Source organism: Rhodococcus sp. DK176 (genome assembly GCF_038447315.2).
GTDB lineage: Bacteria > Actinomycetota > Actinomycetes > Mycobacteriales > Mycobacteriaceae > Rhodococcus_F > Rhodococcus_F jostii_A.
In genome coordinates this window covers 3,419,897-3,434,383 of sequence record NZ_CP118321.2, presented here as the reverse complement: position 1 = coordinate 3,434,383, position 14,487 = coordinate 3,419,897, and the positions used below count along the sequence as shown (strand labels likewise).

Here is a 14,487-nt window from a genome sequence, read left to right as displayed (position 1 = left end):
TCGTGCTCCTTTCCGCGTCATCGTCGCACGGGCCCAAGCGTGGGCCTTGACCGCGGGACGTGATCCACCTAACATTCAGAACTAGAACGTACTAGTAGAACGTACTAGTCCCTATCTTCCCAGGTCGGAGCATCACATGTCTACCAACACCCCGGTACGTCTGGCGTTGATCGGCGCAGGCCGGATCGGCTCGAACCACGCCGAGCTCGTCGCCCGCCACGTCCCCGGCGCCACGCTCGTCGCCGTCGCCGATCCCACGCCGAACGCGGACCGTCTTGCCGATGACCTCGACGTCTCCGTGGTGGAACGGTCGACTCAGGCGGTACTCGATCGATCGGATGTCGACGCGGTCCTGATCACCACCCCCGCCCGCACGCACGCGGACCTCGTCGCCCAGGCTGCCGCGGCCGGAAAGCACATGTTCGTCGAGAAGCCGATGGCGGTGACCCTCGACGAGGCCGACCGGGCGATCGCGGCCGCCGCCGATGCCGGTGTGGTGCTGCAGGTCGGGTTCAACCGGCGGTTCGCACCCGGATGGGTCGCCGCTCGTGCCGCGATCGACGCCGGCCGCGTCGGGACCCCGCAGTTGCTGCGATCGGTGACCCGCGATCCGGGCCCGTTCTCGGCCGATCCGGCGCGGATTCCGCCGGGAACTATATTCTTGGAGACACTGATTCACGATTTCGACGCACTGTGCTTCCTCAACCCGGGCGCGCGACCGGTCCGGGTGACCGCACTCGCCGACGCCCTGATCCGCCCGGACGCCAAAGCCGCGGGACATCGTGATACCGCGGTCGTGACGATCGAATTCGACAACGGGGCGATCGCGACCGCCGAGGCGAGCTTCAGCGCACTCTACGGATACGACGTGCGCGCGGAGGTCTTCGGCTCGGGCGGCATGGTCACCGCCGGCAACGGCCGCGCCAGCGACATGACATACTACGGACCGGAGGGGATCGGTATCGACACCGCCCGCCGCGACACAGACTTGCTGCGCAGCGCCTACCTCGCCGAATTCGTCGCGTTCACCCGCGCGATCCGGACCGGAACGCCCGCACCGGTGACCGGCACCGACGCCCGCATCGCCCTGAGCGTCGCCCTCGCCGCGGTCCGCAGCGCTGCCACCGGCCGCGCCGTCGAGATCGCCGACCTCGTCGCGGAGGTGACGGCATGACCGGGGTCGCGCTGGCCGCCTGCGCCGAGATGTTGTACCTCGATCTGCCGGTGGTCGACCGGATCAAGCGGATCGCCGATCGCGGACTGCTCGTGGAGATCTGGGACTGGTCGAGCAAGGACATCGATGCTCTCGCCGGATCCGGCGCCAAATTCTCCTCTATGACCGGCTATCTCACCGGAAACCTGACCGAGCCCGAGGGAATAGCGGAGCTGCTCGCCAGCGCGCACCGGTCCCTCGAGGTGGCCGAACGTCTCGACTGCCCGCGGCTGAACCTGCACGGAACCGGTCTCGGTGACGGCGGCCTCCCGGTTCGGCCGGTCCAGGTGGTGACCCCCGCGATGTGGCTCGCCGCCGCGGACACCCTCCAAAAAGTGGCCGAACTCGGCGCCGCCGCGGGCCGCACGTTCGTGCTCGAGAACCTCAACCTCGCGGTCGATCACCCCGGCACACCGTTCGCCACCGCGGCCGACACCCTCGCCCTGGTCCGTGCAGTCGACCACCCGAACCTCCGACTGAACCTCGACCTCTACCACGCGCAGATCGGCGAGGGAAACCTGATCGACCTGGTCACCGAGGCCCTGCCGTACATCGGTGAGATTCAGGTCGCGGACGTGCCCGGCCGCTGCGAGCCGGGCACCGGCGAGATCAATTACGCGGGAGTCGCGGCCGCGCTGAAGCGGATCGGCTACACCGGCGTCGTCGGCCTCGAGGCATGGGCATCAGGCGACTCGGACGCCGCACTGGACGCATTCGAAACGGCCTTCGCCCGGGCCCGCTGACACCATCCCGCCCGTCCGGGCAACTCCCGCCCACGCGCGAGGGCCGCTGTCGCGCCCCATCCTCATCGCCCTGTGGGCAGAAACTGGAGAACCGCTGTGTCTCATGGCATACCACTCACATCAGCGAGCGTCTCGCTACCGCCGCTGCGACCCGGACCGCATCAGCGTCGCCTCGACCTGATCGCCGTCGTCGCCACCTTCGGCGGGCTACTCTTCGGCTACGACACGGGCGTTCTCAACGGCGCCCTCGAGCCGATGACGCACGATCTCGGACTCACCTCGTTCACCGAGGGTCTGATCGGCGCCGTCCTGCTCGTCGGCGCCGCGATCGGCGCCCTGGCCTGCGGCCGGCTCAACGACAGGATCGGCCGCAAGAAGACCCTGACCATCCTCGCCTTGGTCTTCTTCGTCGGCACCTTCGGCGCCGTGTTCGCCCCGAACCTCGAAGTCATGCTGCCGGCGCGGTTCGTGCTCGGACTCGCGGTGGGAGGAGCCTCGGTCACCGTCCCGGTCTATCTGGCCGAGTTGGCGCCGACCGAACGCCGCGGTGCGCTCAGCGGCCGCAACGAGCTGGTGATCGTCTTCGGGCAGCTGCTCGCGTTCGTCGTCAACGCCGTCATCGCCAACATCTGGGGCGATCACGAGGGTGTGTGGCGGTACATGCTGGCCGTCTGCGCCATCCCGGCCGTCGTCCTGTTCTTCGGCATGCTGCGGATGCCCGAGTCCCCGCGCTGGCTGATCTCGAAACAGCGGCACGACGACGCGCTGGCGGTGCTGATACAGGTGCGCACCGAGGACCGGGCGCGCGCGGAGATGGCCGAGGTCGAGCACCTCGCCGAGGAGGAAAGGGAAGCTCAGACCGGGGGCCTGGTGGACCTGGCCGTCCCGTGGGTGCGGCGCCTGCTGATCGCCGCCGTCGGTCTCGCGATCGCCCAGCAGTGCACCGGCATCAACTCGGTGCTGTACTACGGCCAGCAGTTGCTGATCACCGCCGGATTCGACCCGAACACCGCACTGATCGTCAATGCCGCCGTCCCCGGCGTTCTCGGTGTGGTCGGCTCGATCATCTGCCTGTGGGTACTGATCGACCGCATCCCCCGTCGCACGCTGATCATCAGCGGTTTCATCGCGACCACCATCTGCCACGGCCTGATCGTGTGTGCCGCATGGCTGCTCCCCGAAGGCACCGCAAAGGCCTACATCATTCTCGCGATCATCGGCCTGTTCGTCTTCTCCATGCAGATGATGCTCAACGTCCCGGTCTGGGTCTGCCTCTCCGAAATGTTCCCCCTGCGGATGCGCGGATTCGGGATGGGCGTCGCCGTCCTGATGCTGTGGATGACCAACGCCGTCCTGACCTACGGTTTCCCGATCATGCTCAGCATCACCGGCCTCACCGGCTCGTACCTCGTGTTCTTCGTCCTCGGCCTCGTATGCATCGGCTTCCTGTGGAAAATGTTGCCCAACACCAGCGGACGCTCCCTCGAAGAACTCGAGGAAGCATTCGCCCGAGGCCACTTCCGCTGACCCGTGCACCCGGCCACCGCCGACACCCCGCACCCACAGACAAGGACGCCATGACAGTCATCGTCGCCGTACCCGACAGCGCGGAGGGCAGACACGCCTTCACCGCAGCAGTCACCGAGGCCAAACACCTTGCCGCAGAACTGGTGGTCGTCAACCTGGGACTGACCACCCTCGACATCCCCGCACACGACCCCGCCGTGACGGTCACCGTCGTCGACCGCCACGGGCGAGACGACCGAGATCCCGTGGACGCCGTTCTCGACGAAATCACCGACCGCAACGCCACTCGCCTGGTCATCGGAGTCAAACGGCGCAGCGCGGTGGGCAAGGCCCTCCTCGGCAGCGTCAGCCAACGCCTGCTCCTGAGCGCCCCGATACCCGTGCTCGCGATCAAACCCCCCGAGGATTAGAACCCGCGAAGGGCTACTTCATCCGACGGCGCCCCGCCACACCCACACAACAAGGAGCAAGGCCATGACCAGGTCCAACGCTGCGTCGTCGACGAGGCCGCGACGACACGCACACAGGTTCACCGCCGTAGCCGGTGCGAGTGCAGTGATCGTCGCACTTGCCGGATGCTCGGCCACGGGCGGCAAGCCCGAATCGGCCGGCAGCGGAATGTCGGCGGGATCCGCCGACACCCCCCGGTTGACAATCGCCATGATCACCCACGAAGTGCCCGGAGACTCCTTCTGGGACCTGGTCCGCAAGGGCGCCGAGACCGCCGCGGCCAAGGACAACATCGAACTGCGTTACTCCTCGGATCCCGAGGCACCGAATCAGGCCAACCTCGTCCAGAGTGCCATCGACAGCCAGGTCGACGGCATCGCTGTCACGCTGGCAAAACCCGACGCGATGCGCACCGCCGCGGCGAGTGCGGACGCTGCCGGAATACCGTTGGTCGCGCTCAACTCCGGCCTCGATGCCTGGAAGCCGCTGGGCGTCAAGGAATACTTCGGGCAGGACGAGGCGATCGCCGGTGAAGCCGCCGGACAGCGGCTCACCGAGGACGGGGCCCGCAAGACACTCTGCGTCATCCAGGAGCAAGGCCACGTCGGCCTCGAGGCACGATGCGCCGGCGCGACGAAGGGATTCTCCGGTCAAACCGAAATCCTCAACGTCAACGGCAAGGACATGCCGTCCGTCGAAGCCACCATCACCGCGAAACTGCAGCAGGACCCCGGCATCGACCGCGTCCTCACGCTGGGGGCACCGATCGCACTCACCGCCGTCCAGTCGGTGAGCAACGCGGGCAGCGACGCGAAAGTGGTCACCTTCGACACGAACGCCGAACTGGTCGACGCGATCAAATCCGGAGACATCCAATGGGCAGTCGACCAGCAGCCGTTCCTGCAGGGCTACCTGGCCGTCGACTCACTGTGGCTGTACCTGAACAACGGGAACGTCATCGGGGGCGGTGCGCCGACCCTGACCGGTCCCGCCTTCATCGACCAGTCCAACATCGACTCGATCGCCGAATACGCAAAGGCCGGAACCCGCTGAACACAGATGCTCGGCACACCATCCTTCACCGCTAACAAACGACCGAGCCCGTACCTGAGTGCGAGTAGGGACCGTACCGTCTTCGAGATGAGTAGAGACCACACCTTCGAGGTCCACACCCTTGAACTCGGGCCGTATGACACCTTGAATGATCTCCACCGAGAGCTCTCAAACCACACATCGACGTTCGCCAACATCGTGTTCGAGCGGGAGAACGGGGGCAGTCCAAGAACCTGCTAGTGGGCCGGTTGACCTGAGGCGAACGGAGGCGTCGACGCCCTGCGCCGGAATCGGCTCGCCGACTGGGTTGCCCGCGCCCGAGCCGTGGACCGGTGCGGGTGGAGGGCTGCCGAACCCTGGTCGTCCGGCGAGCGGGAGGCCGCGGCTTGGTTTCTGGACGATCACGATGCGATGGAGAGGTTCGACATCACGCCGGCAGAGATCGTCACACGCCTCGGTTACGACATCCAGGCCCGCAGCCGTGCGGAAGCCGAACGTTACCTGGGCCTTGCGCGAGCGACCTTCGCGGCCGAGCAAGATCCCGCCACCGGGCCCGTCGATGTCCCGAACGAAACGTGATTCCGAAGCAGCCGACCGCAATCGCAGAGTTCGGGTACTACGCGATCTGGAAGCGCTCGTCGCCAAGTTCGACTTCGACGCGAAGTGCTCCGCCGACGGCTTCGACGTACCGGCGCAACGTGTCGATCTGAACACGCTCGAGGTCGCCGTGCTCGATGTTGGACACGCGGTTCTGCCCGACTCCGAGCCGCTCGGCCAGCTGTTTCTGTGTCAGTGCCACCGATTCGCGCAGCTCCTGAAGTCGATACGCCCGCACCTGCTCGATCATGCGGGCCTTGTGTGCCTCGACCGCGCCGCGATCGACAGGACGCTCGGCGAGCATCTGCTCGAGACTCTTTGCCATCGTGTTCACCTACCCTTCCAACTCGTCGAGATGGGCCGCGAAGCGGTCATCGGCGATCGGGATGTTGACCTTGTACCAGCTCTTCCACTGTCCGGCCTTGTTGCCGGCGACCAGCAGGATCGCCTTTCGTTCGGGGTCGAACGCGAACAGCACCCGCAGCTCCGAACGGCCACTCGACCCCGGCCGCAGTTCCTTCATGTTCTGATTTCGGTGATGACGAATCAGCTCACGATCCTCGGGAGTGCGTGGTTTTCCACCGCCGAAGCCCAAGACATGGCCGACCTCGTCGGCACCGGCCAACTCGACCTTTCCACGCTCGAGCATCACACATTCCCACTGGAAAAGATCAACGAAGCACTCAAGGACCTGCCCGCCAGACATGGGGGTTTCACCAACTTCATTAGCGTTCCCTGACGGTCAGTGCCAGGACGTCTCGTACTCGGCCATCATTGGGTGTGCGAAATGTCCGTGGTGACTCTCGGGCCGGCGATCGTAACGAGCTGCAGTTTGGTCTCGTCCGCGCTGCCAGGACGGCCGTCATGATCACCCGGTGATCCGGGCGGCCTCGGCGGCTCAAATCCGTCCTGCGATGATCTCGGTGTCTTGGTTTGCCAGACGGTACGGCGGCCGCTGCGATAGCGCGGGTGTGACCGGGTGCTCTAGGTAGGTCCGTGCGGTGGGCGAAGGAATTTCAGCACCTCCTGGACGAACTGTTCGTGGTGTTGGAACACGCCGCCATGACCGGCGTCCGGGTAGATCCGGAGCGAGGCGTTCGGGAGGCGGTGGGCGAGGTCGAACGAAGCCCGCGTCGGGAGCATTCGGTCGTCCTCTCCGTTCGCGACGAGCACGGGGTGCTCGATCGAGCCCAGGTCCATGGGATCCTGCGCTCCCCATCGCCGAATCGCGAGGATCTGCGCGGCGACTGACCGAGATGAGGTGGGGTTGACGCGGTCGTGGGTGCGTTCGGTGAGCCGGTCCATATAGGCCGTTGCCGCTGCCTTGCCGTTGGCGGTCCTGGTGAAGAAGAGGTAGCGCTTGGGGTCTGTGCGGGTGAGCAGCCCGTGCACGGTGTCGCCGAGAAGTTTCACCGTGATGTTGCCGACGCCGTTACCGCCGGCTGCGCCTGTGCCGGCGAGGATGATCCGGCGGACCAGCGCAGGCTGCTGCGCCGCGATCACCTGCGCGATGAATCCCCCGAGGGAGAATCCCATCAGGTCGACTTGCTCGAGGCCGAGTGCTCGGATGATGGCGATTGCGTCGTCGGCCATGGCCGCGACGGTGGTGGGCGTGTGACCTTCACTTGCGCCGATCCCGCGGTTGTCGAAGGTAATCACGCGACGTTCCGATGCGATTCCGTCGATGACACGCGGGTCCCAGTCGTCGAGGACCGCGGTGAAGTGGTGCAGGAAGACAACGGGCACGCCGGTGCTCGGCCCGAACTCGCGATAGGCGAACCGCTTTCCGTCGACGTCGACGGAAAGGGTCGGAGACGTGTTCGCAGTTCTGGGTGGCGCTTGAGACGTGTTTGCAGTTCTGGGTGGCGCTTGCTGGTTCATCGTTTCTCCAATCAACGGCGTGTTCTGCCACGGTTTGACCTGAGCGTTTCTCGGCCGACTCCTGCCCTGCTGCCGGGGACAACCGTGGGCACAGGGGTGGCCGCGTACCGGTGGCGAAGTCGCCGGGAGGAGTGGGGGAGGGCAGTTGCTTCAGCCGCCGCGTGTGGGGCGCAGGGTTGTCCGGCCGTTGCGGCGCAGCAGCGCCACCGTGGTGGCGAGGCGCCCCCGATTCAGGTCGGGTTCGAGACCGGCGCTGATGCGGTGCAGCTGGTCGGTGTGCCAGCCGAGGTCGAGGATCCCGTCGAGGGCCTTGATGTCGATCACCCGGCCCAGGACGTCTCGCATCCCGGATCGCTGTTGGTGTGTGGTGAGGGTGTCGGTTCGCCCGGTGAGAATCACGTCGGCAGCGTCGGTGGTCGTTGCGGTGGGTCGGCCGATACCGACGACATCGCATTCGCCGGCCCCGATCGCCTGATCCATGGCGGTGCGGGAGCGGAAACCGCCGGTGACCGCCAGCGGGACATTTCCTGCCAGGGTGCGGACCGTGCGGGCGTACTCGAGGAAATAGGCCTCGCGGGCGCGTGTACTGGCCGCGGCGGTGCCCATCATGGCGGGGGACTCGTAGCTTCCGCCGCTGACCTCGATGAGGTCGAGTCCTTCCTGCGCCAGTGCCGCGACCACGGCGCGCGACTCGTCCTCGGTGAATCCGCCGCGTTGGAAGTCGGCCGAGTTGAGTTTGATGCCGACCGCGAAGCCGGGCGACACCCTCGCGCGGATGCGGCGCACGACCTCGAGGACGAACCGCATCCGCCGCTCCGGGTCACCGCCCCAGTCGTCGTCGCGCCGGTTCGTCAGCGGTGAGAGGAACTGGGCGACGAGGTAGCCGTGTGCACCGTGAATTTGCACGCCGTCGAAACCCGCTGTCTCGCAAACGAGAGCGGCGGCGGCGAAACGTTCGATGATGTCCTCGATCTCGCCGGGAGTCAGCTCACGCGGGGTTACCGCGCCGGGAATATCGAGCGGGACCGCGCTGGGGGCGACGGGAGTGTGCCCGAGCGCCAGCGGGTTCGACTGGCGTCCCGGATGGTTGAGTTGCACCCAGATCGGGACGGCGGCATCTTTGGTCGTCTTGGCCCAGCTTGTCAGTGCGTCGAGGTCGCGTTCGTCCTCGATGACGATGTTGCCCGGCTCACCGAGCTGGGTGCGGTCGATCATGACGTTGCCGGTGACGAGTAGGCCGTACCCGCCTCGACTCCAGGTGGTGTAGAGCCGCTCGAGGCGGCCGTCGGGAGCGTTCCGCGCGTCGCCGAGCGCTTCGCTCAACGCGGCCTTCATGATGCGGTTCGGGAGCACCTGGCCGCAAGGCAGTGGCAATGGGTCGTGGAGGGACGTCATAGAGGTTTCCTTTCAGACGGATTCGTTGGTCACGACGTTGCAGAGAGCGCTGTGTGGGCGGCCCGCAGTGCAACCTTGTCGATCTTGCCGACCGCGTTCTTGGCGATGGTGTCCACCACGTCGAGCGCGGTGGGGCGCTTGTAGCGGCTGAGTTTGCGCGCGCAGAGCGCTTGCAACGCAGCGGGATCGACGGTCGAACCCGGTGTCGGCTGGACATAGGCGACGACGACCTCACCCCAGATGGTGTCGGGTACGCCGATGACGGCGGCCTCGAGCACGGACGGGTCACCGGCGAGGACGTCCTCGATTTCCTTGGGATAGATGTTCTCCCCGCCGCGGATGATCATGTCTTTCGAGCGCCCCACCAGTGTCAGGTAGCCCTCCGGATCGAGGTGGCCGACATCGCCCGTGTGCAGCCATCCGTCGATGACGGTCCGTGCGGTGTCCTCGGGACGGCCGAGGTAGCCGCGCATCACATTGGGGCCGCGCACGAGAACCTCGCCGTCCACCCCGGGGCCCAGTTCGACGCCGTTCTCGTCGACGACGCGAATCTTCTGACCCGGGAACGCGATCCCCACCGATCCGGCGCGCCGAGGCCCCGAGACCGGGTTGAGAGTGGAGGCGCACGTTCCTTCGGACAGCCCGTAGCCCTCGAGGAGGGGAAACCCGTACCGGTCCTCGAACCGGGTCAGCAACTCCGCTGAGGCGGGTGCGGCGCCACAGATGCCGAACCGCAGTGAGGACGTGTCGGGCCGAACATCGGCCGGAAGCGCCGCCAGGATGCTGTAGATCGTCGGCACCGCGCTGAAGTAGGTGGGGCGTTCGGATTCGACGAGGTCGAAGAAGGTTCGGGGATCGAATCGGCCGGCGATGACGACGCTCGCGCCGGCGAGTAGCGGGGTGAGGACGCTGACGACGATGCCGTTGACGTGGAAAAGCGGCAGGATCAGCAGGCATCGGTCGGCCGGCCCCAGCTGCAGCGCCTGCACACCCATCTCGGCCATGGCGTCGATGTTGGTGTGGTCGAGCATCACGCCCTTCGGCACCCCGGTCGTGCCGCTGGTGTAAATCAGCAGGGCGAGTGCGGACGAGTCCGCAGGTGATGTGGGATCGGACTCGGTCGCCTCCTGGAACAGCTCGTCGACGGCGAGAGTGGCGACACCGCCATCTCCTGCACCCGCCCAGCCGTCCTCGACGACGAGCAGCCGGGCGGCGGAGTCGGCGAGTTGGCGAGCGACCTCGATGTCGGTCAGGGTCGGGTTGACCGGGGTGATGGTGGCGCCGAGTCGCCAGGTCGCGAACAGCAACACCACGAACTCGGTGCGGTTCGTCAGCTTCAAGGCCACGACATCTCCCGTGCCGATTCCCAGGTCCTGGAGATGACGGGCCGCCGCGCGGACCCGGCTCAGCAGCTGAGCGTTGGTGAGCGAGCCGGCGGGGTCGGAGATTGCCGGCCCGTGCGGGTCGAGATCGGCGCGGTGGTCGGGCAGCGATGCGAAATTCACGGTGGGTGTACTCACCTTCGGTGCGGTGCGATTCGGCCGGCAGTGGGTGTCGCGGGTGCGGGATCGAGGTGGCGGGTGAGGAACTCGATCTGGTCACGGACCAAGGCCTCGAAGGGTTCGCCGAGGTAGAAGTCGAAGTGGCCGGCGTCGTAGGTCTTGATCTCGCCTCGTGGTGCGGTCCGCGCGTATCGGAGGGTTTGGTCGGGTGGGGTGACGGTGTCGGTGTTGCTCACGCAGAACAGGATCGGGAAGTCGATCTTCTTGGCCGCGCGCCCGGGCCGGTAGGTAACGAGACTGGGAATCACCCGGGCCGCTACCTCGTTCCGGAACGTCGTCCCGTCCGGCACGATCGCCTGGTAGCCGGGCAGTGCGTCCGGGGCGTTCATCAGGGCCAGTGAACCGGGGGGCCCGGCGAGCGGAATCATGACCGGCGCAATGCGACGAACTTTGGCCACCAGATCCCGGGCGACCACGGGGGAGGCCTTCACTGAGGCGGCCGGGCCGAGTGCGAGCGCGGAGGCGAGACCGTCGGTGAACGGGCATTGGGCGACCGCCGCCCGCAGTTCCGGATGGCGTGACGCGACGGTGATGGCGTGGCCACCGCCGAAGGAGCTGCCCCAGACCGCGATGCGTGTGCTGTCGAGACCGCGGCGAGCCTTGACCCAGGAGATGGCGGCGTCCCAGTCGGCGAGTTGGCGCTTGATCGACAGCAACTGGCGGGGATGGCCGCCGCTGTCACCGAAGTGCCGATAGGTGAACGCGAAGGCGGCGATGCCGGCCTTGGCGAAGCGTTCGGCGAAGGCGTCTAGGCGCATGTCGCGGGTGGCGCCGAGGCCGTGGCCGAGGATGACGACGGGCGGTGAGGTGACGCCGGTGGGCAGATACAGCCATGCGGCGCAGGAGCTGTCGCCGGAGGAGAAGAGGACGTCGTGGCGGGTGTAGGGTTTCTTGGTGGCCATGGCTGGTCTCATCGTCCGTTCGTCGAGCCGCCGGGCACGCGCCCCGATTCGAGTGCCTGCTTGTAGGTGTCGGGGTTGTAGAGGGGCAGCTCACCGGTGGCGTCGGCGGTTGCGAGGTAGTCGAGCATCAGTTGTTGGCCGTCCTCGGATTGGTCGGTGCCGAGGAATTCGGTGCGCTCGACGTGCAAACCCTCCGTCAGCGACATCGAGCCGCCGAAGTACACGGATCTCTTGACCGCCGCGATCGCCTCCCTCGGGCGGGCACCGAAGTATTCGGCGAGTTCGGTCGCCCGCGTGATCACGTCGTCGGGGGCGACGACCTCGTCGACGGCTCCGTTGGCGAGGGCCTGCGCGGGTGTGAACGGCTTGCCTTCGAGGATGGCGACCAGGGAGCGGTGGGTGCCGATCAGTCGGGTCAGGCGCTGGGTACCGCCACCACCCGGATTGATTCCCAGCAGTATCTCGGGCTGGCCGATGAAGAAGTCACCGTCGGCCATGACCCGCAGGTCGCACGCCCAGGCGAATTCCGCGCCGAGGCCGAGGGCTGAACCATTTAGGGCGGCAACGAAGATGACGCCACTAGCGTTCATCTTCAGAAACGTCGCGTGCAGCCGGTCGAGTTGGACCGCTCCCCACAGCGGGGTCCTGCGCACCACGGGCTCGAGAAGACGGGCTCGATCCGCGCCTCTGGCCACCCGCGCGATCGCGGAGGCACCGCGACGGCCCAGCGGCGGGACCGCTGCACCCTCTTCCTGCAGCCACCGCACATCCGCATGGCTGACGAACCGGCCGGGGCGTGTCCCGGTGAACACGACCGCACGGACGTGCGCGTCGCGGTCGACGCGGTCCACCAACTCCTCGAGCTGGTTGGCTATATCGAGGCCGAACAAGCTGTGCGGGCCGCCGTCGACGCGGACGATCAGCACGTCCCCGCGGTCCTCGACCTCGAGATGGCCTTTGTCTTCGTGTGTCATGAGATTTCACATCCGTAAATGGGAGGAAGGGGAAGGACGTGCGGCGAGCACCCGTGGGAGCGGCCATCAACCTGTAACTTCGTTATGACGTACTATAACCATGTTATGCGGTGGTGGCAAGGGTCACTCGGGCACTTCGGTGCCCACCGGGCGGAAAATGCGAAGTCAGGTGGAGATATGGGAGAGACGTCGCCGACCACACCCGAGGGTGTGCCGGAGCGGCTGATTCGGGCCACGGTCGGCCTGCTGGCCGAACAGGGCCCGTCCGCGATCAAGGCGCGGACGGTGGCGTCCGCCGCCGGATTGTCGACGATGGTCGTCTACCACCACTTCGGCGGCATCCCCGAGCTCGTCCGCGCGGTCGCAGACCATGGATTCACCGAACTCGGCACCGCCTTTTCCCAGGTCCCTGTGACGGAGGATCCGGTCGTGGATCTGTTCGCGCTGGCATTGACGTGTCGGCAAGTGGCGCGCGAGAACCCCCACCTCTACGACCTGATGTTCGGACTCTCCACTCGTGCCACCTACCGACCGTTGGAGTCGGACGTGCGGTTGAGTGGACATTCTCCGGCCTTCCGTGATGCCTACACACACGTCACCGACGCGTGTGCGCGGTTGGTGAGCTCCGGCAGGGTCGAGCCCCACGCCCCGGAGGTGGTCGCGGCGCAGTTGTGGAGTTACGTGCACGGCTACATCACTCTCGAGCTGGGCGAGCACTTCGCCGAGTTCGACGACGCGGTGGGACAGGTGCTGCTGCCGATGGGCGTGAACTTTGCGGTCGGCCTCGGCGACACGCGCGAACGTGCCGAGGTCTCACACGAGAGGGCCGTGCGCATGTACGACTCGGTCCGGCCCGCTTTGGACAGCTCGGCGGGCGCCTGAGCCGAGACCGCGGGGCCCCGGCGCGAAGTCGTTGCTGGGGCTCGGATTCATCCCGACTGGAGGTTGATGGAGCAGGGGCATTGCCTTCGTCATATAACGAAGTTACAGTTGCCGCATGAAACGTGATCTCGTGGGCCGCAAAGTAATCGTCACCGGAGCCGCGCGCGGCATCGGCGAGCAGGTAGCACGCCTTGCCGCGGCGCAGGGTGCTCGGCTCGCCCTGATCGGTCTCGAACCCGACAGACTGCGCGCCCTTTCCGAGGAACTCGGCCCGTCGGCGCACTGGTGTGAGGCGGACGTGCGCGACAGCGCGGGATTGCGGTCCGCGATCGACGAGTGCGCCGATGTCATGAACGGCGTCGACATGGTCGTCGCCAACGCCGGAGTGGCCGCCTACGGAACGGTGCGACACGCGGACGAGGCGTCCTTCGAGCGAGTCGTGGACATCAACCTGAACGGCGTATTCCGCACCCTCAAGCATGCGACACCTCATCTGCAACGCAGCCGGGGCCACGTGCTGATCGTGGCATCCGCACTGTCCTTCACCTCGATTGGCGGTCTGGCCTCTTACGGCGCGAGTAAGGCCGGGGTCGAGTCGCTCGCACTTGCCTATCGCGCGGAAGTGGCCCACCTCGGGATCACCGTCGGTCTTGTCCATCCGTCCTGGATCGACACCGACCTCGTGCGGGGCGCCGAGGTCGACATTCCTTCTTTTCAGCAGATGCGCCGGCGCCTGCCGTATCCGGGGAACGTCACGACCGGTGTCGACCGAGCGGCCTCGGCCATCGTGGACGGGCTCGCGCACCGGCGCAGTCGGGTCTACGTTCCCCGGGCGGTCGCCGTCGCCAACTGGGCCAAGGCGCTGCTGAATTCTCCGGTCGTGTGGCCGTGGACCAGGCGGTTCTCCGCCACGACAATTCCGTCCCTCGAGACCGAAGTTGCCGCCTTGGGCCGCAACGACCAACTCGTTCCAGAGTTGCCGCACGCCACCGAAAACGATCAGCGCAGCCCGGCACGCATCTAGCGAAAACCACCGTGGTCCGCATGTAGAAAGAGATAGAAACACGATGAAGGCTGTCGTTCTCGACCGGTATGGGAACAACGACGGCGTGTGGGCAGCGAGATGCCCGCCCCGCAGTTGCGAGAGATGACCTCCCGGTTCAAAAGACCGTATCGCGAGTCTGAATCCCTTGGTTCTGAAGACCCTGAAGTGGAAGCTCAAACCTGTTCTGCCCTATCATCAACCGATCGTCCTCGGCAATGACCCGGCCGGTGTCATCGCCCGTGTCGGACCCCCGCGGTGCGGCG

Annotated in this window: 15 protein-coding genes; 8 read left to right on the top strand and 7 right to left on the bottom strand. The window is 66.5% G+C overall.

What is annotated here, in order from left to right:
- Positions 1 to 136: 136 nt before the first annotated feature.
- From PSR88_RS16190 to PSR88_RS16165, 6 genes are all read left to right on the top strand, one after another.
- Positions 137 to 1,174, top strand: a complete 1,038-nt coding sequence (locus PSR88_RS16190) for a Gfo/Idh/MocA family oxidoreductase (RefSeq protein ID WP_016882026.1) — start codon at positions 137 to 139, stop codon at positions 1,172 to 1,174.
- Positions 1,171 to 1,956, top strand: coding sequence for a TIM barrel protein (locus PSR88_RS16185; RefSeq protein ID WP_016882027.1), 786 nt, complete (start codon positions 1,171 to 1,173; stop codon positions 1,954 to 1,956). Before PSR88_RS16190 ends, PSR88_RS16185 begins: the two co-directional genes overlap by 4 nt.
- Positions 1,957 to 2,052: 96 nt before the next feature.
- Positions 2,053 to 3,483 (top strand): sugar porter family MFS transporter, encoded by a 1,431-nt coding sequence (locus PSR88_RS16180; RefSeq protein WP_016882028.1) that lies wholly within the window; start codon positions 2,053 to 2,055, stop codon positions 3,481 to 3,483.
- 50 nt (positions 3,484 to 3,533) lie between these two features.
- Positions 3,534 to 3,893 (top strand): universal stress protein, encoded by a 360-nt coding sequence (locus PSR88_RS16175; protein WP_016882029.1) that lies wholly within the window; start codon positions 3,534 to 3,536, stop codon positions 3,891 to 3,893.
- 64 nt (positions 3,894 to 3,957) lie between these two features.
- Positions 3,958 to 4,986, top strand: a complete 1,029-nt coding sequence (locus tag PSR88_RS16170; protein ID WP_016882030.1) for a substrate-binding domain-containing protein — start codon at positions 3,958 to 3,960, stop codon at positions 4,984 to 4,986.
- A 411-nt stretch (positions 4,987 to 5,397) separates the two neighbouring features.
- A complete protein-coding gene (locus PSR88_RS16165; protein ID WP_016882032.1) occupies positions 5,398 to 5,565 on the top strand; it encodes a hypothetical protein in 168 nt (55 codons plus the stop codon).
- Between the two features lie 37 nt (positions 5,566 to 5,602).
- Here PSR88_RS16165 and PSR88_RS16160 read toward each other — a convergent pair whose 3' ends face one another.
- From PSR88_RS16160 to PSR88_RS16130, 7 genes are all read right to left on the bottom strand, one after another.
- Complete coding sequence (locus PSR88_RS16160; protein ID WP_037196773.1) at positions 5,603 to 5,908, bottom strand: XRE family transcriptional regulator; 306 nt, start codon at positions 5,906 to 5,908, stop codon at positions 5,603 to 5,605.
- Positions 5,909 to 5,917: 9 nt separating this feature from the next.
- On the bottom strand, positions 5,918 to 6,289 hold the full coding sequence (locus PSR88_RS16155; RefSeq protein ID WP_029538992.1) for a type II toxin-antitoxin system RelE/ParE family toxin: 372 nt from the start codon (positions 6,287 to 6,289) through the stop codon (positions 5,918 to 5,920).
- Positions 6,290 to 6,567: 278 nt separating this feature from the next.
- Entirely contained in the window at positions 6,568 to 7,464 is an 897-nt protein-coding gene (locus PSR88_RS16150; RefSeq protein WP_157180144.1) for an alpha/beta fold hydrolase, read from the bottom strand.
- Between the two features lie 150 nt (positions 7,465 to 7,614).
- Positions 7,615 to 8,859 carry an NADH:flavin oxidoreductase/NADH oxidase family protein gene (locus PSR88_RS16145; RefSeq protein ID WP_029538994.1) on the bottom strand — a complete coding sequence of 415 codons (1,245 nt, stop codon included), beginning with the start codon at positions 8,857 to 8,859 and terminating at the stop codon, positions 7,615 to 7,617.
- Between the two features lie 29 nt (positions 8,860 to 8,888).
- Positions 8,889 to 10,364 carry a class I adenylate-forming enzyme family protein gene (locus PSR88_RS16140; protein WP_037196775.1) on the bottom strand — a complete coding sequence of 492 codons (1,476 nt, stop codon included), beginning with the start codon at positions 10,362 to 10,364 and terminating at the stop codon, positions 8,889 to 8,891.
- An 11-nt stretch (positions 10,365 to 10,375) separates the two neighbouring features.
- The gene (locus PSR88_RS16135; protein ID WP_016882039.1) at positions 10,376 to 11,323 is read right to left on the bottom strand and encodes an alpha/beta hydrolase; all 948 of its coding nucleotides are present in this window, start codon (positions 11,321 to 11,323) and stop codon (positions 10,376 to 10,378) included.
- Between the two features lie 8 nt (positions 11,324 to 11,331).
- Entirely contained in the window at positions 11,332 to 12,297 is a 966-nt protein-coding gene (locus tag PSR88_RS16130; RefSeq protein WP_016882040.1) for an enoyl-CoA hydratase/isomerase family protein, read from the bottom strand.
- Positions 12,298 to 12,474: 177 nt separating this feature from the next.
- Here PSR88_RS16130 and PSR88_RS16125 point away from each other — a divergent pair, with 177 nt between their 5' ends.
- On the top strand, positions 12,475 to 13,179 hold the full coding sequence (locus tag PSR88_RS16125) for a TetR/AcrR family transcriptional regulator (protein WP_016882041.1): 705 nt from the start codon (positions 12,475 to 12,477) through the stop codon (positions 13,177 to 13,179).
- A 115-nt stretch (positions 13,180 to 13,294) separates the two neighbouring features.
- A complete protein-coding gene (locus PSR88_RS16120; RefSeq protein ID WP_016882042.1) occupies positions 13,295 to 14,203 on the top strand; it encodes an SDR family oxidoreductase in 909 nt (302 codons plus the stop codon).
- Positions 14,204 to 14,487: the final 284 nt, after the last annotated feature.

Coding starts and splice junctions, on each gene's coding strand:
- PSR88_RS16165 (WP_016882032.1), top strand. CDS start 5,398: ATGGAGAGGTTCGACATCACGCCGGCAGAGATCGTCACACGCCTCGGT.
- PSR88_RS16160 (WP_037196773.1), bottom strand. CDS start 5,908: ATGGCAAAGAGTCTCGAGCAGATGCTCGCCGAGCGTCCTGTCGATCGC.
- PSR88_RS16120 (WP_016882042.1), top strand. CDS start 13,295: ATGAAACGTGATCTCGTGGGCCGCAAAGTAATCGTCACCGGAGCCGCG.
- PSR88_RS16130 (WP_016882040.1), bottom strand. CDS start 12,297: ATGACACACGAAGACAAAGGCCATCTCGAGGTCGAGGACCGCGGGGAC.
- PSR88_RS16170 (WP_016882030.1), top strand. CDS start 3,958: ATGACCAGGTCCAACGCTGCGTCGTCGACGAGGCCGCGACGACACGCA.
- PSR88_RS16145 (WP_029538994.1), bottom strand. CDS start 8,859: ATGACGTCCCTCCACGACCCATTGCCACTGCCTTGCGGCCAGGTGCTC.
- PSR88_RS16150 (WP_157180144.1), bottom strand. CDS start 7,464: ATGAACCAGCAAGCGCCACCCAGAACTGCAAACACGTCTCAAGCGCCA.
- PSR88_RS16190 (WP_016882026.1), top strand. CDS start 137: ATGTCTACCAACACCCCGGTACGTCTGGCGTTGATCGGCGCAGGCCGG.
- PSR88_RS16155 (WP_029538992.1), bottom strand. CDS start 6,289: ATGTCTGGCGGGCAGGTCCTTGAGTGCTTCGTTGATCTTTTCCAGTGG.
- PSR88_RS16125 (WP_016882041.1), top strand. CDS start 12,475: ATGGGAGAGACGTCGCCGACCACACCCGAGGGTGTGCCGGAGCGGCTG.
- PSR88_RS16185 (WP_016882027.1), top strand. CDS start 1,171: ATGACCGGGGTCGCGCTGGCCGCCTGCGCCGAGATGTTGTACCTCGAT.
- PSR88_RS16135 (WP_016882039.1), bottom strand. CDS start 11,323: ATGGCCACCAAGAAACCCTACACCCGCCACGACGTCCTCTTCTCCTCC.
- PSR88_RS16175 (WP_016882029.1), top strand. CDS start 3,534: ATGACAGTCATCGTCGCCGTACCCGACAGCGCGGAGGGCAGACACGCC.